This is a genomic window from Nocardia flavorosea NBRC 108225 (assembly GCF_001613385.1).
In the GTDB taxonomy this organism is placed as follows: Bacteria; Actinomycetota; Actinomycetes; order Mycobacteriales; family Mycobacteriaceae; genus Nocardia; species Nocardia flavorosea.
Genome location: NZ_BDCG01000008.1, coordinates 13,975 through 37,910 on the forward strand (window position 1 = coordinate 13,975; position 23,936 = coordinate 37,910).

The following is a 23,936-nucleotide window of genomic DNA, read 5'->3' on the forward strand; positions in this document are numbered from 1 at the left end:
GCACATGACGACTACGGAGCCGCCGGTACGTTGGCGCGCTCGGCGCCGAGTGTGGTGTCCGGCCCGTGCCCGGTGTGCACGACCGTTTCGTCCGGTAGTGCGAACAGAACGTCGTTGATGGACGAGAGGATGGTCGGGTAGTCCGAATACGACCGCCCGGTCGCCCCCGGACCCCCCTCGAACAACGTGTCCCCGCTGAAAACCACGCCGTTGTCCGGCAGGTACAGGCAGCACGAGCCCGGGGAATGCCCCGGTGTGTTCAGTACCCGCAGTTGCGCACCGGCGATCTCGAAGACCTCGCCGTCCGCCAGCCCGCGGTATTCGACACCGGGATGCGTCTGCTGCCACAGCACATCGTCGGCGGGGTGCAGATGGATCGGGGCGCCGGTGGCTGCCGACAGGGTGGGCGCTACCGTCACGTGATCGTTGTGGGCGTGGGTGCAGATGATGGCGGTGACCCGGCGACCGGCCACCGCGTCGAGGATCGGCTGGGCGTCGTGCGCCGCATCGATGATCACCACCTCGGTGTCGCCACCGACCAGCCAGATATTGTTCGCCACATCCCAGCATCCGCCGTCCAGGCAGAATTGGCCTTCGGTGACGATCCGCTCGACCCGGGCCGTCACAGGACCACCACCGAACGCAGCACGGCACCGCCGTGCATGGTGGTGAAGGCCTGGTCGACGGCGTCCAGGCCGATCCGCTCGGTGACGAACTTCTCCAGCGGGAGCCGGCCCTGTCGATACAGGTCGATCAGCATGGGGAAATCGCGTTCGGGCAGGCAGTCGCCGTACCAGGACGATTTCAGCGATCCACCGCGGCTGAAGAAATCGATCAGCGGCATCTCGAGCTTCATATCGGGAGTCGGGACGCCGACCAGCACTACGGTGCCGGCCAGGTCCCGGGCGTAGAAGGCCTGCTTCCAGGTTTCGGGCCGGCCGACGGCATCGATCACGACATCGGCCCCGAAACCATCGGTCAGCTCCTGGATCGCCTCGACCGCATCCGTGGCGGAGGCGTCGACGGTATGCGTGGCGCCGAGTTCCCGGGCCCAGTCGAACTTCCGGGCGTCGGTGTCCACGGCGATGATGGTTGCGGCGCCCGCCAGCCGCGCGCCGGCGATCGCGGCATCACCGACGCCACCGCAGCCCAATACCGCGACAGAGTCACCCCGGCCGACGTTGCCGGTGTTCACGGCGGCACCGAGCCCGGCCATCACACCACAACCCAGCAACCCGGCGACCGCGGGATCGGTCTCCGGATCCACCTTGGTGCACTGGCCCTCGTGTACCAGCGTCTTGTCCGCGAACGCACCGATACCGAGTGCGGGGGTGAGTTCGGTACCGTCCTCGAGCGTCATCGGCACACTGGCGTTGAAGGTGTCGAAGCAGTACCAGGGCCGCCCGCGTTTACAGGCCCGGCACTGTCCGCAGACCGCACGCCAGTTCAGGATCACGAAATCGCCCGGCTCGACATGGGTTACCGCCGAGCCCACGGTCTCCACCACACCGGCGGCCTCGTGGCCGAGCAGGAACGGGAATTCGTCGTTGATCCCGCCTTCGCGATAGGTCAAGTCGGTATGGCATACGCCGCAGGCCTGGACTTTCACCACCACATCGCGCGGCCCGGGGTCGGGCAGGACAATCGGGACCAGTTCGACCGGGGCACCGGGACTGCGGGCGATAACACCTCGAACCTGCTGGGGCACTGTGTCTCCTCTCGGGGCGGTCATGCGGTGATGCACGATGCCGCATACGTTATCCGCCGCACCGTCCCACCGCGCGGGTCCGGGGTATCCGAATGGGCACCTACCGGAGGTCGCGGGGCACCGGGCACAGTACGGCGGGACGCCCACCGGACGCCCCGCCGCATTACCGGCAAACCCTCAGAGAACTCCCCAGGCCTGCAGGATATAGGTCACATTGGCGGCAATGTTCGTGACGAGATTCGCCAGATTCAGGGCCGCGGACCCGGTTTCGATCATCTGCTACTTTCCTCCTGATCCGTCCCGACCGGAGCCCAAAATACCCACGGTGGCCCAGCCGGGCAAACGTCCGATTACCCGGCTCGAGGGCTCGGACGCAGCAGATGTCGACCGGAAATTCGACGCCCATGTGTCCAGAAGATTGACCGGACACCTGTCCCACTCAGTGCGCACACCACGCACACGAGTGCGCGAAAGGATCGCGGATGCGGGCTCCACCGGCCGTTCGACGAGCGATCGGCGGAACCGGCCACCGGCGTGGACCGATCAGCCGGCGACCCGCACCTCGGGTTCGGGGCCCGGCCCGTCCGCCCGCAACTTGAGCAGTGTCAACCCCGCGGTACAGGCGAGGATGAGACCGATAACACTGATCACGACATGCAAAGTGGCGATTCCGTAGACCGCCGCCCCGAGCCCTCCGGCGAAAACCAGCCAGCCGAGAACTCTGCTCACCGTTGCCCCGGAACCGGACGAACCGGTCACCACCGGCTCCGCGTCCGCCTTCCGCGTCTCGGGCACCTCTGCCGCGCCGGGCAGATCGGTGGTGGTCTGGTCTCCCATCATCTACTCCTCGATGGCGCCGATCCGGAAATCATGTAGCGCCTACCACTGCGGTGCATCGGCACCGCGGACTCCGGTGTCCCATGCGTCACTTCCGCAACATACGCTAAGGCCACAACCCGCCGATTGTTACGCAACACAAGCACACGACACGCGGACGATATCAATTCGATACCTGATATACCCGCCGTGAGCGGACCTTACACACGGTAACCAGCGGAATCGGCAGGGCGGGGGGTAGTTACACCGGACACCCTCGATTAAGGTGAGGCCACTGACTTATCACAGGAGCGTCACCGATGGACAGCAAAACGAAGGTCGCCGGCCCCCTGGCCGCCGCCGGTGCGGTATCCCTCGGGCTGGTGTTCATCGGCGCCTGCGGGGTCGGTCAGGAAGACACCTACGTACCACCGCCACCGATCCACTCGGGATCTCAGGCGGTCGAACAGGCACGCTACGCGGACCCGACGGCCACCACGGTCGCCCAGGTACTGATCCCGCCGTCCCCCACCTGGCGGATGGCACCCGAACCGCCGCCACGGCGCACGCTGCCGCCGGAATACCAGATTTCGGTCACCTCATCGGCCGCCGCGTCGACCGGGCCCGGCGAGACAACCGACAGCGACGAGACCACCAGGCGCGCCACGCTGTCCGCCACACCCGGTGAGTTGCCCATCCCGGAACAGGATTCGGCCGCGACCTCGTCACCCGCCACGGAAATCGAGCCGGCCCACAGTGAATCACCGATTCCACTACCGGCTCCGACCGGCACAGAGGCCGCCCCGCCGACCTCTGTCGTCCCGGGCCCCACCACGACGATCGAGGAACCCGGCGACTCCGAAACACCGGTCACCCCCGAGTCGCCGGCGACCACCGAGCCCGTGGGCAGCGAGACCGTTCCGGGCACCGAAGCCGCACGTACCACCTCGACTCCGGTGGCACCGGAATCCCAGCAATCCATGCCCTTCGGGCTACCGGCCGACACCACCGAGACCGGTGCGCCGGAATCCGGCGCACTCGTCCCGACGATCACGATCGCACCGGCCATCCCTCCTCGGTTCGGTGGCTGACAGCCTCCGTTCGAAGCCGCGAACCCGGCGCCGTCAGAGCTCGGCGTAGGCGATCGCCCGTTGCGCACCGATCACCATGGGCCGCAGCGAATTCGTGAAACGCTCGGCATCGACAGCGGCGATATCGACCATCGTGCCGGTATGGATCGCATAGCGGCCGTCCCCGGCGATATCGACCCAGCACAGCACACCGAACGGGTCCGTCCTGGCCGGCCGGTGCACGGAGACCACGAGCTGGCCGATACCGTCGCGCGGCTGTTTGAGCCGCTGCCGGATCCGGGTCGCCACAGTGGGGCCCGCGACCGGCACGGTGACCCGGTCCCGGCCGTCACGGACGACCTCCGCCCGCGGCGCACGCAACCGCGCCCCGCGACCGACCGGGGCGGCCGGTAGCGCGGCAACGACACGCACGGGCAGGGAGGTGGCGGCCCCGGCCGCGATCCGGATATCGCCACCTCGATCCGGACCGCCGCCCGGTCGCTGCGTCGCCACGACCCCGATATGTCCCGCCGATGCACCGAGCACACGGGTGATGGGCGCCCCCGCGCCGTCCTGCCCGAAGACCGACACACTCACCTCCGGAGCGGACAGAACCCGCAGGGCTGCTTCCAAATCGGCATCGAGACCGGTCTCGCACCAATGCTGTAGCGCGGGCAGCTGGGCCGCCCGCTCGGCGGAATCCCGGGCGGACAACCGCACCGCCAGGGGGTAGGGAAGGCGATCACCCACCGTCTGTTCCCAGGCCAGCGCCAACTGGTCCGGGGTGAGGATCCAATTCACTCCGCTTCGGTCCACTCGCCCAGAACCGGCGGGGTGGTGGGTTCGAGGGTGCCGATCAGCTGCCCGCCGGGTTCGGCTTCTTCCAGGAAGGTGAGCTCCTCGTCGCCGAAATGCAGGTCGTCGTCCTCGTCGCCGGGCCGTTCGGTGCGCGCGGGCGCCACCGGGGAACTCGAGCGCACACTATCGGCCGCCATCGCACCGCCCATCATGCCGCCGATCGCGCCCGCACCCATCCCGGTGATCGCATCCCCACTCGAATTACGTTGCTGTTCTTCATGATCGCGTTCGCTGCCGGACCCGGTTCCGGCCCCGGCCGGACGGACCGGCACGGCGAATACCGGCGCACTCGGTGTGCTTGCCGGCGCCGCCGGCGCACTCCCGCCGGATACGGCCGGGGCGGTGGGCGCGGGTCCAGGTAGCTGTGTTCCGGCGGTGGTGGTGGCCTGGGGTTGATCCGCCGGGGCGGGCGCTGCTGCGGCTACCGGAAGGGCGGCGGCAGCGGGAGGTGCATTCGTGCCGGCGGAAGCCGGATCGCTTGCGGATGCTTCCTGGGGAGCCGATGTGGCCGTCGGCGCCGAGGCAGTATCCGGTGCGTACGAAACAACCTTCCCCGCCGGCGAACTCACGCCGGTTGCTGTTGCGGCGGGCGCGGTGGCCGAGGCCGGTGTGTCCGGCTCCCCCGGCCCCGGATCGGGCAGATCGGGAAAGGCGGGGACCTGAGAGCCGGTCGGGATGAAGGCGCCGAGGTAGACGCTTTCCATCACCCGCACGGCGTCCGCGCGTGCGTTCTCGGCTGCCTGCTGGCCGGCGATATTGCCCGTCGCCGCATGGGGATCCAGGAGGGCCGCCGGCAGGTCCGGCCGGACTCCGGACGGTTCGCCGATACCGGTACGGAGCGTTTCCGCGGCATCACCCGCCTGCCCCAGCCGTTGTCCCACCGTGGTCAGCACGTCGGCGAGCTGCCGGCCCGCCGCCTCGAAATCCCGGACCGCCGCGCCTGCGAGACCCGCGGCGGCGCCCCGCCAGCCATCGGATATGGTGCCGCGGATTTCGGTATGTGCCTGTGTTACAGCGTCGTTCAGGCCGGACGCCGCACCCTGCCACAGTTGGCCGCCGGTCTGCAGAGCGGACGGATCCAGCAGCGATACGCCGGCGTGGATTTGCTCGTGGGTGAGATTGTCGAAAACCTCGACCGTAGGTGCGTAATCCGGGTCCACGCGATTGTGGGCACCCCGGAGCCCTGTCCGCGGTAGCTCACGCACCGGACACCCCCGTAACCTCGACCGGCGTGGCGCCGAGCGCGGCCGCGACCTCGGAATCGGCGTGCTGGTAGGCCACCGCAGCGCTCCGGAAGGTTTGCGCCATCTGCCGCGCCGCATTCGCGTAATTGCGCAGCGCCGCAATCGCATCGCCGGCCTTACCTTCGAAACCACCGCGCAGCGCCGCACCGGAATCGAATCCACCGAACCCCGGCAGCGAAACCGCGCCGCCGAGTGTTTCGATCTGCGCGTCCACCTGATCGGCCAGCTGCTCGTAGCGCAGTGCACACCGCTCCGGCGCGCCCTCGGCGACCAGAACTCCATCGATCCACAGCTCTCCGTCGTCGACGGCCGAGCCGAGCGCGGCAATCGTATTCGGCTGCATCACCGGACCCCCTTCCTCTGCCGCCGGCGCCCAGCGGCTCTCGTCATCGCCGCTCCGGCCCCGCGACGATCTCCTGCGTCCATTGCACGATATCCGCCGCGACCCGGCCGCGCACGCGCTCGTGCAGCAGATCGTGCCCCGCATCCGGGTACTCGCGCAGCTGCACCGAATCATGTCGCCGCGCCCAGTCCCGCACCGCCTCGATCGGCGCCCGCCGGTCGTCGACCCCGTGCACCGCCAGCACCCGCGGCAGCCGCGCGATCTGCGCAGGTGTACCGCCGAACGCCCGCTGCGGGGTACCGCACAACACCAGTCCGGCCAGCTCGCGGGCGTCCAACAGCGGATCGGCGGAGTATTCCGCGGCTTTCGGTGCCGCGTTGTGCCCGGGAGCCGGGGCCTGCGGCCGGGCGGCGCCGAGCGCGGCCAGCGCCGTGATCGCCCCCAGCGAATGTCCCATGAGCGCCAGTGGCAAATCCGGGACGAGGTCGCGCACGACCTCGGTGAAGCGCACCGCGTCATCCACCAGATCGGCCATGTCCAAAGGGCGTTCGGGATCGCCTTCGCTGAGCCCCTGCCCGGCGGTATCCAGCGTCCACATCGCGATTCCGCCGATGTTCAGCCGACGCGCGAACTCGTGATAATGCCCGCTGTGCTGCCCCGAGCCGGGTAACAGTGCCAGCGCGGCAACAGCCCCGTCGACCGGCCGTTCCCGATAGTGCAACCGGCCACGCGCGCCCTCGAAAAACCCCATGATCGAATTCTGGCAAGTACCGATGCGCGGGCGGAGCCCGGCAGGATCTCATGGGCCACGAGGGCGCGGCTGCGCAGGGAGGGCCCCGAGTTCACAGCCGGAACAGCCCGCGCGACCGGCACCGCCTCTCTCGAGCCTTCGATCGAAGGTGGCGCCGACGCGGCGTGACAGTGTCCGGATACACCGGCCAAATCGCGTGCACACACGGGCCGGCCAGATCGCATGCACGCGGGAGCCGTCGGTGCCCGTGGGCCGACCCGCGCACCGGTCGACGAACTCACCGTCCGACGGCGCCGCCGCAACTACGGTCCGGGATGCCGATTTCCCGCCGGCAAGGGCCCAACTACCGCGACGTCGTATCCCCGGTCGACATAGCCCGCGAGCGGCGACGATCGGCTACTGTCGCCGTGTCGCCGTGTCGACGTGTCGACGTGTCGCCGTGTCGCCGTGTCGACGGGAGACGGCCGTCTGCCGCTCGCCCGGGCAGAACCGGAAGACATCGCTCGCACCATCACCTTCCTCACCGCCGGACGCCGGAGGGATGACCGGCGCGGCGAATCGACCGTACGGTGGTGCGCCCACGCAGCGGTATCCGGACATCGTCGAACGAGTCGCCGGTGTGGCGTGTGTTGTGCACCGCGCCCCCGACAAATTGCGGCAGAGGCCGGGTCCGGACATCCGAGCTGTCACCGCGGGTGACGCCGGTCCGGCAAGTCGGTTACGCCGGAGCGGGCTGAGCGTCCGGCGCCGGGGCGCCGGACTGTGCGGGGGCCGCCGGGGCCTGCGGTGCGGCCGCATCCGGCGCGGGAACGGCCGGGGCGGGCGGCAGGTCCGGCACGGAGAACAAGCCGACCGTGGGCGTCATCACGCAGAGCGCACCCGGGTAGTTCACGGTTCCCCACATGGAGGCGAGGACGGTCCCGGGCCCGCTGTCGACGGTCCGCGACAACGAGGCGGTACCGAACTCGGTGACATCGCTGAGCGTATCCAGCCCGCTGCGGCCGTTGTTGATATTGATCCAGGCGACCACCAGGCCCGAGGCCTGCGCGATGCCGGAGTGCCGCGGGGTGGCGTGGAAGGTCAGCGTGCCGGGGGTACCGCTCAGGTTGAGACTGGGGCCGTTGGCGGTGGCGGCCGCGAAGGTTGTGGTGATCACGCCGTTGCTGCCGCAGCCGAAGGTCGGGGCGGCGTAGACGAAGGGGGCGTAGGCGCTGATATTGCTGATCTCGCTGGCGGCCACGATGTCGTGGTAACTGCGCAGCGCGTCCACGCCGGGGCGGGCGGCCGGGTCGGCAGCGGTCTGTTCGGTGAGCGCGGTCAGCGCGGTTTCGCCGGGTGTCGGTTCGGGCTCGGGAGCGGCGGCCGCCGGGGTGGTGAAGGTGAGCGCGGCACCGATACCGAGGACGGCCGCTGCGGCCGCGGTTCGGGCGACGATTCTGTTGTGCACTGCTGAACTCCCTATATCCGCTCGCGGCGATGGCAGGCCGGATCCACCGGCAATCCCCCGCCCACCGCTGCAAGTTACCAGCACCGGTGGAACACCGCCGGGTCACACTCCGCTCTCGGCCCGCGTTATCGGCGGCAAGCGACGGGTGTATGTGATGCACTCGACGCGGCAGGATTGAGCAGGGGTGTAAATTCGATGCGGGACAATCGAGACATATTTGGAGATGTGTATGAAATTAACTCTGTCTCCCGACGAGGTCGCCTTCCGCGACGAGCTGCGGAAGATCTACACCACCGCGATCCCCGCCGAGATCCGGGAACGCGTGAAGTACGGTCACGAGCTGTCCCGCGAGGACGTCGTGACGGCCCACCGGATCCTCAACGAGCACGGCCTGGCCGTGCCGAACTGGCCGGTGGAATGGGGCGGCAAGGACTGGACCCCTATGCAGCGCCATATCTGGCAGGACGAGCTGCAACTGGCCAGCGTGCCCGACCCGCTGACCTTCAACGCGACCATGATCGGCCCGGTCATCGCTCAGTTCGGCTCCGAAGAACTGAAGAAGCGCTTCCTGCCGGCCACCGCCAACCTCGACATCTGGTGGTGCCAGGGCTTCTCCGAACCCGACGCCGGCTCCGACCTGGCCTCGTTGCGCACCACCGCCGTCCGCGACGGTGACTCCTATATCGTCAACGGCCAGAAGATCTGGACCACCCTGGGACAGTGGGCCGACTGGATCTTCTGCCTGGTCCGCACCGACCCCAACGCCCCGAAGAAGCAGGCCGGGATCTCCATGCTGCTCTTCGATGTGAAATCCCCCGGCGTCACCGTCCGCCCGATCAAACTCATCGACGGCGGCTACGAGGTGAACGAGGTCTTCTTCGAGAACGTGCGGATCCCCGCCGATCAGCTGGTCGGCGAGGAGAACATGGGCTGGACCTACGCCAAATTCCTGCTCGGCAACGAACGCACCGGTATCACCGCCGTCGGCCGCACCAAGGTGAAGATCGGGGTGGCCAAGGAATACGCCGCGGCCACCAAATCCGGTTCGGGCACCCTGCTCGACGACCCGCTGTTCGCGGCGCGCATCGCCGAACTGGAGAACGAACTACTCGCCCTGGAACTCACCCAGCTGCGTGTGGTCTCGAATTCGACCGAGGGCAAACCGAATCCGGCCTCCTCGGTACTGAAGCTGCGCGGTTCCGAACTGCAACAGGCAGCCACCGAACTCCTGCTCGATATCGCCGGCCCGGATGCCCTGCCGGTCGGCGCCGGAGATATCGCCTCGCCCGAATGGGCGCAGCGCAGCGGCCCGGGCTACCTCAACTACCGCAAGACAACCATCTACGGAGGTTCCAGCGAGGTGCAGCGCACCATCATCGCCTCCTCGATCCTCGGATTGTGAGGTCAGGTTATGGATTTCGATCTCACCGACGAACAGGTCATGCTCCGCGATACCGTTCGTGACCTGCTCAATCGCCACTACAACCCGGAATCGCGGCTGGCTGTCACCGAAACCGACCTGGGCTGGAGCCGCGAGGTCTGGGGGCAGCTCGCCGAGCTGGGTGTTCTGGGACTGAGCTTCGCCGAGAAAGACGGCGGCATGGACGCCGGCCCGGTGGAGACCATGCTGGTGCTCGAGGAGTTCGGGCGCCGGCTCGCACCGGAACCGCTCCTGGACGCGGTGCTGGTACCGGGCGGATTGATCAGTGCGGCCGGTAGCGCCGATCAGCGGCAGCGGATCCTGCCCGAGGTCGCGGCCGGGTCGAAACTGCTCGCTTTCGCACACGGTGAACCGGGCACCCGCTGGCCCGATCACGCCGTGGAGACGACCGCTACCGCCGCCGGCGACGCCTACACGCTGACCGGTGTGAAGAACCCGGTACCGCACGGCGACTGCGCCGACGAACTGGTGGTCAGCGCAACACTGCCCGGCGGCGGCCTCGGCCTGTTCCTGGTCGCCGCGGACGCCGACGGAGTCACCCGGACCCCGTACAAGACGGTCGACAGTCTTCGGGGCGCCCAGGTGGAATTCGCCGCTGCGCCCGCGGAACTGCTGGGTACCGGCGATGCCACCGCCACCCTGGAATCGGTGCACGTCGCAGCCCAGGCCGGGTTGTGTGCCGAGTCGATCGGGGCGATGGAGGAATCGCTGCGGTTGACCACCGACTACTTGAAGACCCGGAAGCAGTTCGGGGTGACGCTGTCGAAGTTCCAGACACTCACCCAGCGCGCCGCGAATATGTACGTCTCGCTGGAGCTGGCCCGCAGCATGAGTTACTACCTCACCGCGGCCCTGGTCGATTCCGCGGACCCGGTGATCGCATCGCGGGCCCGGTTGCAGGTCGGCCGCTCGGCGCGGCATGTCGGGCAGGAGGCGATCCAGATGCACGGCGGTATCGGGGTCACCTCCGAATACCCGGTGAGTCACTATGTGGCCCGGCTGACCGCCATCGAGCGCACACTCGGCAGCAGCCTGGAACATCTGCGGATCCTGAGCGACCGCGTGGGTGAGTACGCACAGCCGGAGCTGTGATCACCCGCTCCGGCCGGACCTGCCGTCCCGAGGTCCGGCCGGAGCAACTCACTCCCCCTGAGCGGCTCGTATCCCGGCGGAACAAGACATCGACCGCACCGAGGGAAGTGGAGACCACCACAGTCGTGCCCGGCGAATCCAGTGTGCCGTCCGGGCCTCCGGGGCGACCTGGATCCGGCCCATCCGGACCACGAAGGCTCACCGGTTGATCCGGTAAATCAGTACATCACCCGGGCAGCTCTACAGCCCCCGAACAACTCGGTTCGCTCACCGGAGCAACTCACTGACCTCGGAATCGGCGAGCTGATGGAAATCCCGGTACGCGCCACCCACCCCGGCGAGCGCCGACGGTGCGTGCGGACACACCACCTCGTCGGCTTCCGCACGGATCCGCGGCAGCGCCTCCGGCGCCGCGACCGGAACCGCCACGACAAGGTGTCGCGGGTCTTGGGCGCGCGCCACCCGGCAGGCCACGACGACCGACGCTCCGGTGGCGATACCGTCGTCGACGATCACCACCGTGCGGTCGCGCAACGGGATCGGCGGACGGTCCCCCCGCCACAGCCGGCTGCGTCGCTCCAGTTCGTCGCGTTCCTCCGCTTCGATCGCATCAAGCCGCGCGCTGTCGAGGCCGGTCTGCCGGACCACATCGGAGTTGAACACCCGCACGCCCTGTTCCCCGATCGCCCCCGCCGCCAGCTCGGGCTGCCACGGCACACCCAGTTTGCGGACGAGCAGAATATCGAGGTCCCCGCCGATCACATCCCGAACCGCCGCCGCCACCGGCACACCTCCACGCGGCAACCCCAGTACCAGCGGACCCGGCGCCAGCGAATCCCCCGCACGCAGGTGCCTGAGTTCGTTTCCCAGCGCGCGTCCGGCAACTACCCGATCGGCGTAGAGCATCACCGTCGACGCTACTCGCTTCCGGTGCCACCGTCGTAGATCTCCACCGACACCGTTCGCCCATTGCCCCGCCGGTACTGCCAGGCAGCGGCCCGCCGGACCGGCCCGCGGTTCGGCTACGGGGCCGAGACGGTGAATCTACGCAGGGACAGGCTCGGGTTGGTCCGGCGCACCTTGTCCAGCAATTCCGGCTCCAGCGGGGCGAGCGCGATGCCGGGTTCGTCGGCCAATTCGCTCACGATCCGCCCTGCCGGGTCGACGATCATCGAGTGGCCCGCGCCACGTGGCCCACAGTGGTCGGCCGCGGCCAGGTAGACGGTGTTCTCGATGGCCCGGGCCCGCAACAGGGTGGCCCACTGATCGACCTTTCCCGGGCCCGGAATCCACTGAGCGGGCAACAGCAGGACCTGCGCGCCCGCGGCGGCCAGCCGCCGGAATCCCTCCGGGAAGCGCAGGTCGAAACAGGTCTGCAGGCCGAAGGTGAGCCCGGCGGCGGTGAACACGGGGGGCTCGGTGAGCGGGCCCGGGCGGACGATATCCGATTCGCGCTGACCGAATGCGTCGTAGAGGTGCACCTTGCGGTAGTGCGTGACGAGCGCACCGTCGGGTCCCAGCACCACCAGAGTGTTGTGGATCCGGCCGTCGTCCGGCGTGGTGGTCTCGACGACCCCGGCCACCAGATGTACTCCGGTGTCGGCCGCGAGGCGCGCAAGGGCGGTGACGAACGGGCCGTCGATCGGCTGGGCCGCGGCATGTACCCGTTCGTCGAGGCGGCCCAGGGCGAACATCGAATACTCGGGGGCGACCACGATGCGGGCGCCCTGGTCGGCGGCGGCGCGCACTCGCTCGGTGAGGGCCGCCAGGTTGGCGTCGATATCGGTATGGGGTGCGAACTGCACCACAGCCAGAGCCTGCGCGTCCGCGCGCGGCTGATCGGCGGGGTCGGCATCCATGCTGACACCGTATGGCCCGGTGGCCCGGACGACCAGGCCGTACCAGTAAACTCCTGGTCAATGAGCACCAATCAGGGCGACGGCAGCCTCGACGGAGACCCTGGCGACGCACAAGCCGAGAACGCCGAATCCGCCGGACCGTCATTCGCCGATCTCGGGATCGATGACCGAATCCTCTCGGCCATTGCCGATGTCGGCTACGAATCCCCCTCCCCCATCCAGGCCGCGACCATCCCCCCGCTGCTCGAGGGGGCGGATGTGGTGGGTCTCGCACAGACCGGCACCGGTAAGACGGCGGCGTTCGCCATCCCGATTCTGATGGGTTTGCTGCAGGACCGGCCGACCGGCAAACAGCCGGCTGCCCTGGTCCTCGCCCCGACCCGGGAGCTCGCGATCCAGGTCGCCGAAGCGTTCGGCCGCTACGCCACGCACATGCCGAACACACATGTGCTGCCGATCTACGGCGGGCAGAGCTACGGCGTGCAGTTGTCGGGTCTGCGCCGCGGCGCGCAGGTCGTGGTCGGTACTCCCGGCCGGGTGATCGATCATCTCGATAAAGGCACGCTGGACCTGTCCCAGCTGCGCTACCTGGTGCTCGACGAGGCCGACGAGATGCTGAAGATGGGGTTCCAGGAGGATGTGGAACGCATCCTCGCCGATACCCCCGCGCAGAAGCAGGTGGCACTGTTCTCCGCCACGATGCCGGCCGCGATCCGCAAAATTTCCAAGCAGTATCTGCGTGAGCCGGTCGAGATCACGGTCAAGTCCAAGACCAGCACCGCCACCAATATCACCCAGCGCTGGGTGCTGGTTTCGCATCAGCGCAAACTCGACGCCCTCACCCGGATCCTCGAGGTCGAGGCCTTCGAGGCCATGATCATCTTCGTGCGCACCAAACAGGCCACCGAGGAACTGGCCGAGAAGCTGCGTGCCCGCGGATTCTCGGCCGCGGCGATCAACGGCGATATCGCCCAGGCGCAGCGTGAACGCACTATCGGGCAGTTGAAGGCGGGAACCCTCGATATCCTGGTCGCCACCGACGTCGCGGCCCGGGGTCTCGATGTGGACCGCATCTCGCATGTGGTGAACTACGACATCCCGCACGACACCGAGTCCTACGTGCACCGGATCGGCCGTACCGGACGTGCGGGCCGCAGCGGCGAGGCCCTGCTGTTCGTCGCCCCCCGGGAACGGCATCTGCTGAAATCCATCGAACGCGCGACCCGGCATCCACTCACCGAGATGCAGCTGCCCAGTGTCGACGATGTGAACGCGCAGCGGGTCGCGAAATTCGGCGATGCCATCACCGAGAACCTGAGCTCGGACAATCTGTCGCTGTTCCGCAAACTCATCGAGGACTACGAGCAGGAGCACAACACCCCGCTGGCCGATATCGCCGCGGCCCTGGCGGTCGCCGCGCAAGACGGCGAGAGTTTCTTCCTCGAACCCGAGCCGGAGCCGGTGGAGCGGCCGCGCCGGGAACGACCGCCCCGCAACTTCGACGACGGCGGTTTCGACGATCGCCGCGGTCCGAGCCGGCATCGCGGAACCGGTGCCGAACTCGCCACCTACCGCATCGCCGTCGGTAAGCGGCACCGAGTGGTGCCGGGCGCGATCGTGGGCGCGATCGCCAACGAGGGTGGCCTGCGGCGCAGCGATTTCGGGCATATCAGCATCCGGCCCGATCACAGCCTCGTGGAACTGCCGGCCCAGTTGCCGCCGGAAACCCTGGATGCCTTGCGGAGCACCCGGATCAGCGGTGTGCTGATCCAATTGCAGCTCGACCAGGGGCCGCCCGGACATCGCTCGATCGGCCGCGGGCCGCGGCGCGACGGGCCGAAACGGCACGAGCGGCGTAAACCGCGTTCGTAGATTCCACGGTCCCTCCCACCAGGCCGGAGCCGGTGATTACAGTGGGCCGCGTCCGGTGTGCGCGTACCCGCTCGCCGGGTGAATCGCTGGGGCGCAGGAGGGCCGTGGGTGTTCGTTGTCGGTGATCGGGTGGTGTGCGGCGCCACAGATCTGGAGCGTGGGGCGCGCTGTGAGTTCGCGCTGCTGCGCGGACTCGACGCCGAACTGGGCACGGCTCCCGGAACCGCCAGCGCACCACCGGCCGGGGCAGGTGGTTACGGCGAATGCGGGGTACCGCCGGAAACCGCTTCCGGTTACGCGCAATTCGCCGCGCTGCGGACCGCCGTGCGGCACCGCCACGGTGGCGATGTGGTCGAACTTCCCCCGCCCGCCGACCCGGCCGATCCGCTGGGCGCCCTCGCCGCCGCACACAGTGCCACCGTCGCCGCGGTCCGCGCCGGCGCACCGGCGGTGCTGGGTGCGGTGTTCTTCGACGGAGACTTCTTCACCCACGTGGACGTGGCCACGCAGACCCCGCGCGGGCTACGGTTGCACGGCACCACCCGGGCTCGGCCGGTGCCCACCGCGCTGCGGCTCGCCGCGGCCGCGGAGTCCCTGGAATCGCTGTCGGTACCGGTCGATCCGCAGCTGCACATCCACGCCGGCGGTGACGTGCATACCGCCGAGGTCGCCGATGTGGCACCGGTATACCTGGCGTGCCGCCGCCGCATGCACCGGATCCTGGACGAACATTCGACCGAACTCCTGCCGGTGCAATGGGGTGATCCCCGCTTCCGGGCCTGCGGCCGCTGCGCGGTATGCACCGCCGCCCGCGCCGAGGCCCGCGATCTGCTGCTGGTCGCCGGGATGGATCCGGCCACCCGGACGGCGTTGCGCGCGGCCGGTATCACGACCATCGACAGGCTCACCACCCGGCTCGCGGCCCCGCCCGAGGTACCCGCAGCCACCCTCGCGCGGCTGCGTGCCCAGGCCGTCGTTCAGCTGCGGCAGGAACATTCCGGTCGCGGTGAACTGCTGCCGGCCGATCCGGCGGCCCTGGATATGCTGCCGCCGGCCACACCGGGCGATCTCGCCCTGCACGCCCACCCGGTGGCTCCGGATCGCCTACGGGTAACGGTGGCCTCCCGGGAATCCATCCGGTTCTCCTGCGAACTACCGGTCGAACCACCCGCGGACGAGCTTTCCCCGCAACGCCGTACGGCTCTGCGTGACGGCGCCCGCCGCGCATTCTCCGATCTGCTGGCCGCGCTCACCGAACCGTTGCCGACCGACCCCGGCCTGCATATCTTCCATTACACGGCCGCCGCCCGCTCGCTGTTGCTGCACACCGCCGGCCGTCTCGGCGCCGGGGAGGAAACCGTGGACGCACTGCTGCGGGCAGGCGTTCTGGTGGACCTGTATCCGATAGTGCGCGGCGCCTTCGTCCTCGGCACCCCCTCCTATACCCTGCGCCGGGTCGCGACCACGCTCGGTCGTCCCGGAGATCCTGACGGCCGCACCGTGCTGTGGCTGGCCGACCGGTTACGCACAGAGGCGGGCGCCACCGCTCTCCGGCTGCCCGGTGCCCACACGGGCGACCTGGACCGGCTGCTGCGCGACACCCCGGCCGTATGCCCGTCGTCCACCGAGGCGGCACTCGCCGAATATGCGGGCCGCACCGAGACCGCCGCCGACCGGACGCCCGGCACTCCCGGCGCCGATCCGCACCGGGTCGCGGCACTGACGGCGGCCTTGCTCGGCTATCACCGCCGCGAACAACAGAGGTCCTGGTGGGCCCATATCGACCGGCTCACCCATCCCCTGTCCGAGTGGGGTCCGGACGACGGGGTGATGGTGGCCGATTCGTGCACGGTGGATACGAAATGGCATATCGGCCCGGGCGATACGGTGCGCCGTTTCCTGCGCCTGCGCGGCCGGCTCGCCGGCCCGGGGCCGGCGCCCGGCACTCGGGTCTACGTCGTCTACGAGCCGCAAGGCCGCGCACCCCGGGCCATCCGCACCGCCGGTCCGGCCACGGTCCTGGGCTGTGCGATGGAACCCGATCTGACCGATACCGTTCGCCTCGAAGAAACCCTCCTGCCCGGCACCGCAGCACACGACGAACTGCCGATCGCACTCGCACCGGCGCTCCCCGGTGCGCACGCTGCCGATTCGGAGGCACTCGAGGAAATCGGCGAGCAACTGCTCGTAACCCTGCCCGGGTTACCGGACTCCCCCGTATTCGATCTCCTGGCTCGCCGGGCACCCCGGTTACGCACCGCCCACGACGCACCCGGGTCGTGGGCGGAGCCCGCCCCGGTCGAGCCGGATCCGCCCGCGGTGATCACGCGCCCCGGTGCCGAGACGAACACGAGTACATCAGGTTCCCGGCCGCTCGGCAGGCAACCGGCCTCGCTCTCGGCGCAGACACGCGGCGCCGGCTCACCCCCGGCCTCCGCACCTGCCGCCGGCTCACCTGCGCCCACAACCGGCGCCGGATCGCGCGAGCCTTCTCCGGCCGGCGCCGGTTCGTCCCACGATCGCGGAGCGCCTACAACATTCGCGACGGAGGCCGGTTCACCCGCCGCACCCGCGCCCGAAACCGATTCGCCGTCGAGGCAACCGATCAAGACCCGCCCGCCCGTGAATCGCGCGGCGGCATCCGGTTCCGGGCCGGACGGCGAAGCCCCTGTTGTCGGCACCGGCGCACCGACAACACATATCACCGAGTCCGTTCCCCTCGGTTCAGATTTTCCGGTCGGGCAACCCGGTTCTGCCTCGGCTGCCGAACCGGGACGGCTCGCGCCGCCGGGTGGAGCCACCGCGACCACGCGGATAGCCGGGCAGCCCCATTCCACCCACTCCGGCGGCGAACTCCCGGAATCCGGCACGGACGAGACGCCAGGCGGTAGCGCATCGGCGGAGACGGATCCGTCCGCGGTGCCCGGCGACTACGCGACCGCGATCACTGCGACGCTGCGCGCATTGGACCGCTCGTATCTGGCCGTACAAGCCCCCACCGGGACGGGACGCACCGACATCCTGGCCGAGGCGATCGCCACACTGGTCACCCGCGACAACTGGCGGATCGGGATCGTCGCGCCCACCGCCGTCCCGGTGGAGAATCTGCTGGACGCCATCGTAGGAGCCGGGGTACTCCCTGAACTGGTCGCGAAAAGCGATGCTGCGGCCGTAGCACCCGAATGGCTGGTGCTGGACTCCGCCCGCTACTCCCGGTTCCTGTCGAATGCGATCCGCGGTTGCGTATTGGGGGGCGCACCGGACGATTTCACCGATCCGCACCGAGTACCCCGGGATACGTTGGATCTGCTCGTCGTCGCCGACGCGAACAGCTTCCCCTTGGCGGCGATCGCCGCGGTTTCGGTGAGCGCCCGCAATCTGCTGCTCACCGGCGACCCCGCCGAACGCCACCGGCCGGGCCCCGGTCCGCATCCGGAGCCGGTGGACACCCCGGCCCTGACGTGGCTGACGGGCGGCCGGCGAACACTGCCACCGACGCACGGCTACTTCCTGGGCCGGACCCACCGAATGCATCCGCAGGTGAGCGATCCGGTCTCGCACCTGTTCTTCGACAACCGGCTACGTGCCGTACCGGTGCCCGCGGATCCCGGAGCGACCCTCGAACCCGGTATCGCCACCGTCCTCGTGGAGCATCACGGCAACACCACGTCCTCCGATATCGAGGCCCGGGAGGTCGTCCAGCAGATCCGTGACCTGCTGGGCTACACCTGGAACGACGGCACCGGTAACCGGCAGTTGCAGCCGCACGATATCGTCGTGGTCTCGCCGCACCGGGCACAGGTGAGCCTGATCCGAAGCCTGTTGTCCCGGGCCCGGATCGAAGAGGTACTGGTCGGAACCCCCGAGCTGTTCCGCGGCCGGGAGGCGGCGGTGGTGCTGGTGTCACCGGCGACGTCCACTCCCGAGGATGCCCCCGGCCCGGTCGGCGCACTGCTATCGGCCGCCCTGGTGCACGATGCGTTGTGCCGCGCCCGGCGCCGCGCGATTATCGTCCGTTCCCCGCTACTGACGGAATTCCTTCCGGAAACCCTCCGCGAATTATCTGCACTCGCCGATTTCGTCCGGTTGTGAGCACGGCGGAACATATTCGCCGGACCGGCCGAATATCGTCGGGAAACTCCGGATCACCGATATTCTCGATCGATCGAATTTCTTCCGGAATCACCCGAAGCATTTACCTTCCCCGCGGTAGGTCGGCACCTCGGTCCTGGCCCCGTCGCCGTCGATCAGATACAACCGATCGAACCGTTCACACAGCTCACCGGCCTTGGCATGACGGAACCACACCCGGTCCCCGATTTCCGGTGCCGCCGATCCCGCCAGCGGTGTCTGCACCTCTCCCGCCCCCTCGGCACCCGACATCCGCAAACCCTTGGGCCACACCGGTTCAGGCACACGGCTCGCCCCGGGCGGGCCGGAGGCTATATACCCGCCGGCGAAAACCGTGGCGATATCGGATGCCGGCCGGCGCAGTACCGGCAGCGCGAAATACAGTGCGGGCCGCGGCCGGAACGAACGATAGTTGTCGAACAGTGTCGGCACGTAAAGCCCTGAGCCGGCAGTGATCTCGGTGACCCCCGCAGCCTCCGCACTGAGCTCGACGGAACCGGTGCCGCCACTGTTGACGATCTCCAGCTCACCGGTCACCGAGACCACGGCCGCCAGCACGGCGGCCCGGCGGCGTTCGATCTCGCGAGCGGAGGCCTTCTTCACCAGTCGCACGGCGAGCGAGGAATCCGGCAGCCCGGCGATCTGCGCCTCGTAGGTCATCACCCCGACCACCCGGAACCCGGCCGCACCGGCCTGCGTGGCGAGGGCCGCGGCCTGGTCGGGGGTGCGCACCGGCGATCGGCGCACCCCGAGGTGCAGCGGACCGATCCGCAGCGAGGCGTCGACATCCAGGCAGATACGCGGTGCCACGCGGTCGTTGCTCATCGCGGTCCGGATCAGGTCGAGCTGAGTGGTGTCGTCGACCATCAGAGTGATCGCCTCGAGCGCGGTCTTGTCACCGGCGAGCTCGGCGAGCGCCGCGCGATCGGCGGTGGGATAGCCGAGCAGCACGTCGCGGGCACCGCACCGGACCAGCCAGAGCGCCTCGGCGAGCGAGTACGACATGATCCCGGCGAAACCGCCCGCGGCAGTCAGCTCCGGGCCCAGTACCTCCGCGAGCACAGCCCGGCAGCGGACCGATTTGCTGGCGACGCGCAGCGGCCTGCCGCCCGCACGGCGCACCAGATCGGCGGCATTCGCACGTAATACGGTCAGGTCGACCGCAGCAAGGGGCGGATCGAGGTCGGCCGTGGCCGCGTGCAGATGGGCGATCGGCGAGGTCGTGCTCACCTGGCCCACTCAACCACCGGACTGGTCATACGTCCAGCTTTTCACGATCAGGCGTCGACAGCGCGGGTGAGCAGATTCGACACCAGATCGTCGAACGCCACCAGAATTGCCTCGTCGTCACAATCGGCCAGCCAGCGCAGCACCGAGCCCTGCACCACGGTGATCACGTACCCGGCCACCGAATCGACCGGCTCGATCCAACGGGTGCCGGACCGCTCGGCACACAGTTCGAGCCATTCCGCGACATGCTGCTGCTGCGTCCGCTGCCGCTCCGATACCACCGGGTCAGGGACGTAATCCGCACGCGAATCCCAGTGCCGGCACAGCGTCTGCACGGTCTTCTCGTAAGCATGGATCTGCTGGACCGGCCGGGACTTCACCAGCGGCCAATAGGCGCTGAAACCCGCATGCAGCAACACTCGCAGCGCCCGTAAGCCGGTGATATCCAGCACCGCGTCGGCGTTTTCGACCGCTTCACGCACGGCCGATCGCATACGACCCTCCGCTATTTCTCCACGTACGCCCAACGCAAGCTCCCTCGCAAAACACATAGCACACTTCGGCACCGAAACCCGGCACCGGAGAGGCCGGTCGGATCGGCAGGCGCAAGGTCGGGAAGTACCGCCCAACCAATCCGTCAACTCAATATTAGAAACGTTTTCGGGGTTTGAGAACAGCTACACGGGGAAACCCGTACCCGAAGCCTGTTTTGTGACCCCTCCGCAACCGCGGCTTTTCACAACCGGGACCTGGGGCTCTCGGCACCGGAGCGGGCCTGCCGCCATCCGGGCACAGGCCATCGGCCAGTCTACGACGAGGCCACCAGGAAGCCCGGTCGCTGTGCCACATCACACACCTCTCCCATTCCCGTCCGGCCGGTTAGCCTGATTCGGTGACCAGCTCTCCCCTCGCCGGCCATCTACGGATCAGCGGCACCTTCAATTTCCGAGACCTCGGCGGCCTGCCCGTTCACGGCGGCGGGACCATCCGCCCCGGCGTCCTACTACGGTCTGCCCAGCTCAGCCGCCTCGGCGACCCCGGCCATACGACCCTGCGTGAACTGGGTGTCGGTGCGGTCCACGATCTGCGCGGATACCGGGAGATCGAGCGCGCGGGCGCCGATCACCTCCCGCCGGATATCCAGCTCCGGATCACCCCGTTCCACGCCGAGACCGCGACCGCCCCACCGCACGAAGCGGCCGCCGGCCGGGAGGACGCCCCCGGCGCCGCGCTGGCCTACATGATGGACGTGTACCGGGGTTTTCCGGCCAGTCCGGAGGCACATGCCGCGCTCTTGGCCCTCGCCGAGGCGATCGTTGCCGACCGTGGCGGCGTTCTGGTGCACTGCGCGGCCGGTAAAGATCGCACCGGATGGTCGGTGGCCACCATGCTGCGGGCGGTGGGGGTTCCGGAAAGCGAGATTCTCACCGATTACCTGCTGAGCAACCACGCCGTCGCCGAGCTGCGCTCCGCGCTGAAGGACGAGTTCGGGACCGACCTGCCGCAGGCGGTGCTCGAGGTACGCGAGGAATATCTGCGCGCCGGCCTGGAGGCCGGCACGGAACTGCACGGGGATTTCGACTCCTACCTGCGGGCGGTGGGGATCACCGCGGACCTGCGGGACCGGCTGCGCGACCGGCTGGTGGTCTGACGCCGAACTCAGGCGCTGCGCCGAACCAGCCCGTCCCGGCCGATGCTCACCTGATCACCCGTATGGAACCAGGTGCCGGTGAACCGGTCGGCGGTGCGTTGCGGATCCTTCCAATACCGCCGGGACACATTCGGCCCGCGGCACAGCAGCTCACCATGGCCGGATGCGGCCCGCGGCCCGCACAGCGCCAGCTCGGTGCCGCCGAACGGAAAGCCCAGCACCGTATCGTCCACGTCCCCGACGGGCCCTGCGGTGGGGCCGAGCGCGAGACCGATACCGCTGGTCTCGGTGGCACCCCATACCGACCACTGCCGGGCCGACGGAAATACCTGGCACAACTCCGCCAGAAAGTCCTGGCCGGCGGTATCGGCGGCGGCGCCACCGGGCACCGGGAGGCACTGATCGGATCTGCTGATCCGGACCACCCGATCGGTCGGTAGCCCACCGGCCCGGCCCACCGCGAGTTCGGGGAGCAGCCCGGCGAGAATGCGGGTATTCGCGGCCACCGTATCGACACCTTCGCCGGCAATGGCCCTGGCGACTCCGGCACCCCCCTGCGCCAGCACCACCGTGCCGCCCACCGCGAAGGTCGGCAGCAACTGGTCGACACAGCCACCGGCGTGCGCCAGTGGCTGAAGTACCAGATTGCGCATCCCGTCGGTGGGCAGGTCGAGCGCCGCCACCATCGACCTGATCGCCGAGAGCAGATTCTCGTTGGTCAGTTCGACACCGGTCGGCAGCTCGTTCACGTCGGCCCCGTCGGTGTAGCAGAGCAGCGCGAGATCGTTGAGCGCCGCCCCGTCGTCGATGAATGCCGCGCCGTCGGGTAGGTCGGCGGACCGCGGCCCGTCACTGCGGGTGGCACCGCAGCCACGCTGCGCCGAGCCCAGGACGAAATCGGCATCGCTGTCGGCGATGACCTTTTCGGCCGCCCCGTCCGGCATGCCGTGATGCACCAGTACCGGCACTGCACCGCTGAGCAGCGCGCCCAGGAAGGCCTGCACCCAGCGCACCCCCGGCGGCATATGCACCGCGACGCGGTCGCCGTAACCGATCCCGTGCTCCTGCAAACCGCCGGCCACCCGTGAAGCCGAATGCCAGAGTTCCCGGTAGGTGAGCCGGCCGCCGCCGACCTCCACCACGGCCTCCCGATCGGCGAACGCGTGGACCTGCAGATCGAGCAGTTCGGTCAGGGCCGGACTCAGATTGCCGTATCGCAGGATGCCGTCCGCACCACGGGAGAGCAGCGCCGCCGAGGCCGTATCGGCGAGCGGGAACTCCACCAGCGAGATCGCGGGGGAATCGGCCCGGCGGCACGGTCCTTCGAGATTCCGAGGTGCCGAATCCGCCGCCCGGTCACCGTACTCGGCCTCGGTGGCCGCAGCCGTCGCCGATTCGGCCGCGGCCGATGGCCCGGCAGCGGTGCGGAGTGGTGGACCGGCAGCAGGCCCGATGGTCGTGATGGTACCGGCTTGCATCGAACCTCCGCACAGTCGAACAGTCGGGCACCTGTGACTATATGACCGAGATCACAAAAATGGGTACGGAGTCGGCGAATCCGATCGAATCGAGATCCGGGAGTCGTTTTCCGGCAACGGTCCCGCAACTCACCGACCGCTGTAGGTGGCCTTACCCGGGCCGGCCTCGAGGAAGCTGCGTACCGCGCGCGGCAGATCCTCGGTATCGAACAACTCACCGGAGACCCCGGGTGTCACCGAATCCGCGTGCCCGACCCCGCCCGAACGCCACGCCTCCACGATCCGTTTGGTGGCCGCGTGCGCACGTGTCGGCCCTTCGGCCAGCCGATGGGTGAGCGCCACCGCGGCGGACTCCACATCGTCGTGGATCTGGTTGACCACACCCCACTCCCGCATAGTGGCCGCGTCGTACAGATCGCCGGTCATCACCAGTTCACGCGCCCGTCCCGACCCCGCGCGTTCGGCCAGCCGTTGCGGGCCACCCATCGACGGGGTCAGCCCGACCACGATCTCCACCAGGCCGAACTTCGCTTTCGGTGCGGCCAGGATCAGATCACATGCCAGCGCGATCTCGAATGCGGCGGTGAGCGTGAGCGCATGCGCCGCGAACACCACCGGGCAGGGCAGTGCCTCGATCGGATGACTGATCCGGTCGAACAGGTCCTGCCACAGTTGCGCGCCCTGGTCGGCGGTCAGCCCGTCGAAACTGTGCACGTCCACACCGCCGGAGACCACCTTCCCGTCGGCGCGGATCAGCAGAGCCCGGGGCGGCCGCGCGGTGAGCTCGGCGATATCGGCTGCCAGCGCATCGAACATGGCCTGGTCGAAGAGGTTGAGCGGCGGCGCAGCCAACGTCAGCGTCGCGACCTCGGCGCCGCCCGTAGTGACCGATCGCTGCAGACGAGTGGGTTCGGTGCTCATCTCGCCAGCTTATGGCGCGGTCCT

Annotated in this window: 20 protein-coding genes; 6 read left to right on the plus strand and 14 right to left on the minus strand. The window is 68.9% G+C overall.

The annotated features are described in order from the left end of the window. Positions 1-11: 11 nt before the first annotated feature. From NFL01S_RS08190 to NFL01S_RS36790, 3 genes are all read right to left on the minus strand, one after another. Positions 12-626, minus strand: coding sequence for an MBL fold metallo-hydrolase (locus tag NFL01S_RS08190; RefSeq protein WP_062973128.1), 615 nt, complete (start codon positions 624-626; stop codon positions 12-14). Next, a complete protein-coding gene (locus NFL01S_RS08195) occupies positions 623-1,708 on the minus strand; it encodes an S-(hydroxymethyl)mycothiol dehydrogenase (RefSeq protein WP_062973130.1) in 1,086 nt (361 codons plus the stop codon). Before NFL01S_RS08195 ends, NFL01S_RS08190 begins: the two co-directional genes overlap by 4 nt. Before the next feature lie 543 nt (positions 1,709-2,251). After that, on the minus strand, positions 2,252-2,545 hold the full coding sequence (locus tag NFL01S_RS36790; RefSeq protein WP_245670570.1) for a hypothetical protein: 294 nt from the start codon (positions 2,543-2,545) through the stop codon (positions 2,252-2,254). Positions 2,546-2,844: 299 nt separating this feature from the next. On the opposite strand from NFL01S_RS36790, the gene NFL01S_RS08205 reads away from it, so the two are divergent. Beyond that, complete coding sequence (locus tag NFL01S_RS08205; RefSeq protein WP_062973132.1) at positions 2,845-3,615, plus strand: hypothetical protein; 771 nt, start codon at positions 2,845-2,847, stop codon at positions 3,613-3,615. Between the two features lie 33 nt (positions 3,616-3,648). On the opposite strand, the gene NFL01S_RS08210 is transcribed toward NFL01S_RS08205, so the two are convergent. The 5 genes from NFL01S_RS08210 to NFL01S_RS08230 form a co-directional block, all read right to left on the minus strand. Then, positions 3,649-4,410 carry an ESX secretion-associated protein EspG gene (locus NFL01S_RS08210; RefSeq protein WP_245670571.1) on the minus strand — a complete coding sequence of 254 codons (762 nt, stop codon included), beginning with the start codon at positions 4,408-4,410 and terminating at the stop codon, positions 3,649-3,651. Beyond that, a complete protein-coding gene (locus tag NFL01S_RS08215) occupies positions 4,392-5,612 on the minus strand; it encodes a WXG100 family type VII secretion target (protein WP_062973136.1) in 1,221 nt (406 codons plus the stop codon). The genes NFL01S_RS08210 and NFL01S_RS08215 overlap by 19 nt, the downstream gene beginning before the upstream one ends. A 37-nt stretch (positions 5,613-5,649) precedes the next feature. Beyond that, entirely contained in the window at positions 5,650-6,039 is a 390-nt protein-coding gene (locus tag NFL01S_RS08220) for a hypothetical protein (protein WP_062973138.1), read from the minus strand. Between the two features lie 43 nt (positions 6,040-6,082). Next, complete coding sequence (locus NFL01S_RS08225) at positions 6,083-6,790, minus strand: alpha/beta hydrolase (RefSeq protein ID WP_062973140.1); 708 nt, start codon at positions 6,788-6,790, stop codon at positions 6,083-6,085. 718 nt (positions 6,791-7,508) lie between these two features. After that, the gene (locus NFL01S_RS08230; RefSeq protein ID WP_062973142.1) at positions 7,509-8,237 is read right to left on the minus strand and encodes a hypothetical protein; all 729 of its coding nucleotides are present in this window, start codon (positions 8,235-8,237) and stop codon (positions 7,509-7,511) included. A 229-nt stretch (positions 8,238-8,466) separates the two neighbouring features. Here NFL01S_RS08230 and NFL01S_RS08235 point away from each other — a divergent pair, with 229 nt between their 5' ends. Together NFL01S_RS08235 and NFL01S_RS08240 are read left to right on the plus strand one after the other, a co-directional pair. After that, the gene (locus NFL01S_RS08235; RefSeq protein WP_062973723.1) at positions 8,467-9,639 is read left to right on the plus strand and encodes an acyl-CoA dehydrogenase family protein; all 1,173 of its coding nucleotides are present in this window, start codon (positions 8,467-8,469) and stop codon (positions 9,637-9,639) included. A gap of 9 nt (positions 9,640-9,648) precedes the next feature. Continuing rightward, complete coding sequence (locus NFL01S_RS08240) at positions 9,649-10,770, plus strand: acyl-CoA dehydrogenase family protein (RefSeq protein ID WP_062973144.1); 1,122 nt, start codon at positions 9,649-9,651, stop codon at positions 10,768-10,770. Positions 10,771-11,037: 267 nt separating this feature from the next. Here the strand turns inward: NFL01S_RS08240 and NFL01S_RS08245 are convergent, their stop codons facing one another. Both NFL01S_RS08245 and NFL01S_RS08250 read right to left on the minus strand, forming a co-directional pair. Further along, positions 11,038-11,676 carry a phosphoribosyltransferase gene (locus NFL01S_RS08245; protein ID WP_062973146.1) on the minus strand — a complete coding sequence of 213 codons (639 nt, stop codon included), beginning with the start codon at positions 11,674-11,676 and terminating at the stop codon, positions 11,038-11,040. Between the two features lie 116 nt (positions 11,677-11,792). Beyond that, complete coding sequence (locus tag NFL01S_RS08250) at positions 11,793-12,629, minus strand: carbon-nitrogen hydrolase family protein (protein ID WP_062973148.1); 837 nt, start codon at positions 12,627-12,629, stop codon at positions 11,793-11,795. 60 nt (positions 12,630-12,689) lie between these two features. Here NFL01S_RS08250 and NFL01S_RS08255 point away from each other — a divergent pair, with 60 nt between their 5' ends. Then, positions 12,690-14,501: a DEAD/DEAH box helicase gene (locus tag NFL01S_RS08255; protein WP_174555667.1), complete on the plus strand. Its 1,812-nt coding sequence runs from the start codon at positions 12,690-12,692 to the stop codon at positions 14,499-14,501. A 108-nt stretch (positions 14,502-14,609) separates the two neighbouring features. Continuing rightward, positions 14,610-18,593: an AAA domain-containing protein gene (locus tag NFL01S_RS08260; RefSeq protein WP_062973149.1), complete on the plus strand. Its 3,984-nt coding sequence runs from the start codon at positions 14,610-14,612 to the stop codon at positions 18,591-18,593. Positions 18,594-18,683: 90 nt separating this feature from the next. Here NFL01S_RS08260 and NFL01S_RS08265 read toward each other — a convergent pair whose 3' ends face one another. Together NFL01S_RS08265 and NFL01S_RS08270 are read right to left on the minus strand one after the other, a co-directional pair. Then, positions 18,684-19,871, minus strand: coding sequence for an alanine racemase (locus NFL01S_RS08265; protein ID WP_157116367.1), 1,188 nt, complete (start codon positions 19,869-19,871; stop codon positions 18,684-18,686). A 38-nt stretch (positions 19,872-19,909) separates the two neighbouring features. Beyond that, complete coding sequence (locus tag NFL01S_RS08270; protein WP_062973151.1) at positions 19,910-20,356, minus strand: hypothetical protein; 447 nt, start codon at positions 20,354-20,356, stop codon at positions 19,910-19,912. A gap of 398 nt (positions 20,357-20,754) precedes the next feature. Between NFL01S_RS08270 and NFL01S_RS08275 the strand changes: the two genes are divergently transcribed. Continuing rightward, complete coding sequence (locus tag NFL01S_RS08275; RefSeq protein ID WP_062973153.1) at positions 20,755-21,513, plus strand: tyrosine-protein phosphatase; 759 nt, start codon at positions 20,755-20,757, stop codon at positions 21,511-21,513. A gap of 8 nt (positions 21,514-21,521) precedes the next feature. On the opposite strand, the gene NFL01S_RS08280 is transcribed toward NFL01S_RS08275, so the two are convergent. Next, complete coding sequence (locus tag NFL01S_RS08280; protein ID WP_157116369.1) at positions 21,522-22,991, minus strand: class I adenylate-forming enzyme family protein; 1,470 nt, start codon at positions 22,989-22,991, stop codon at positions 21,522-21,524. Positions 22,992-23,120: 129 nt separating this feature from the next. After that, entirely contained in the window at positions 23,121-23,912 is a 792-nt protein-coding gene (locus tag NFL01S_RS08285) for an enoyl-CoA hydratase/isomerase family protein (protein WP_062973155.1), read from the minus strand. Between the last annotated feature and the right edge of the window lie 24 nt (positions 23,913-23,936).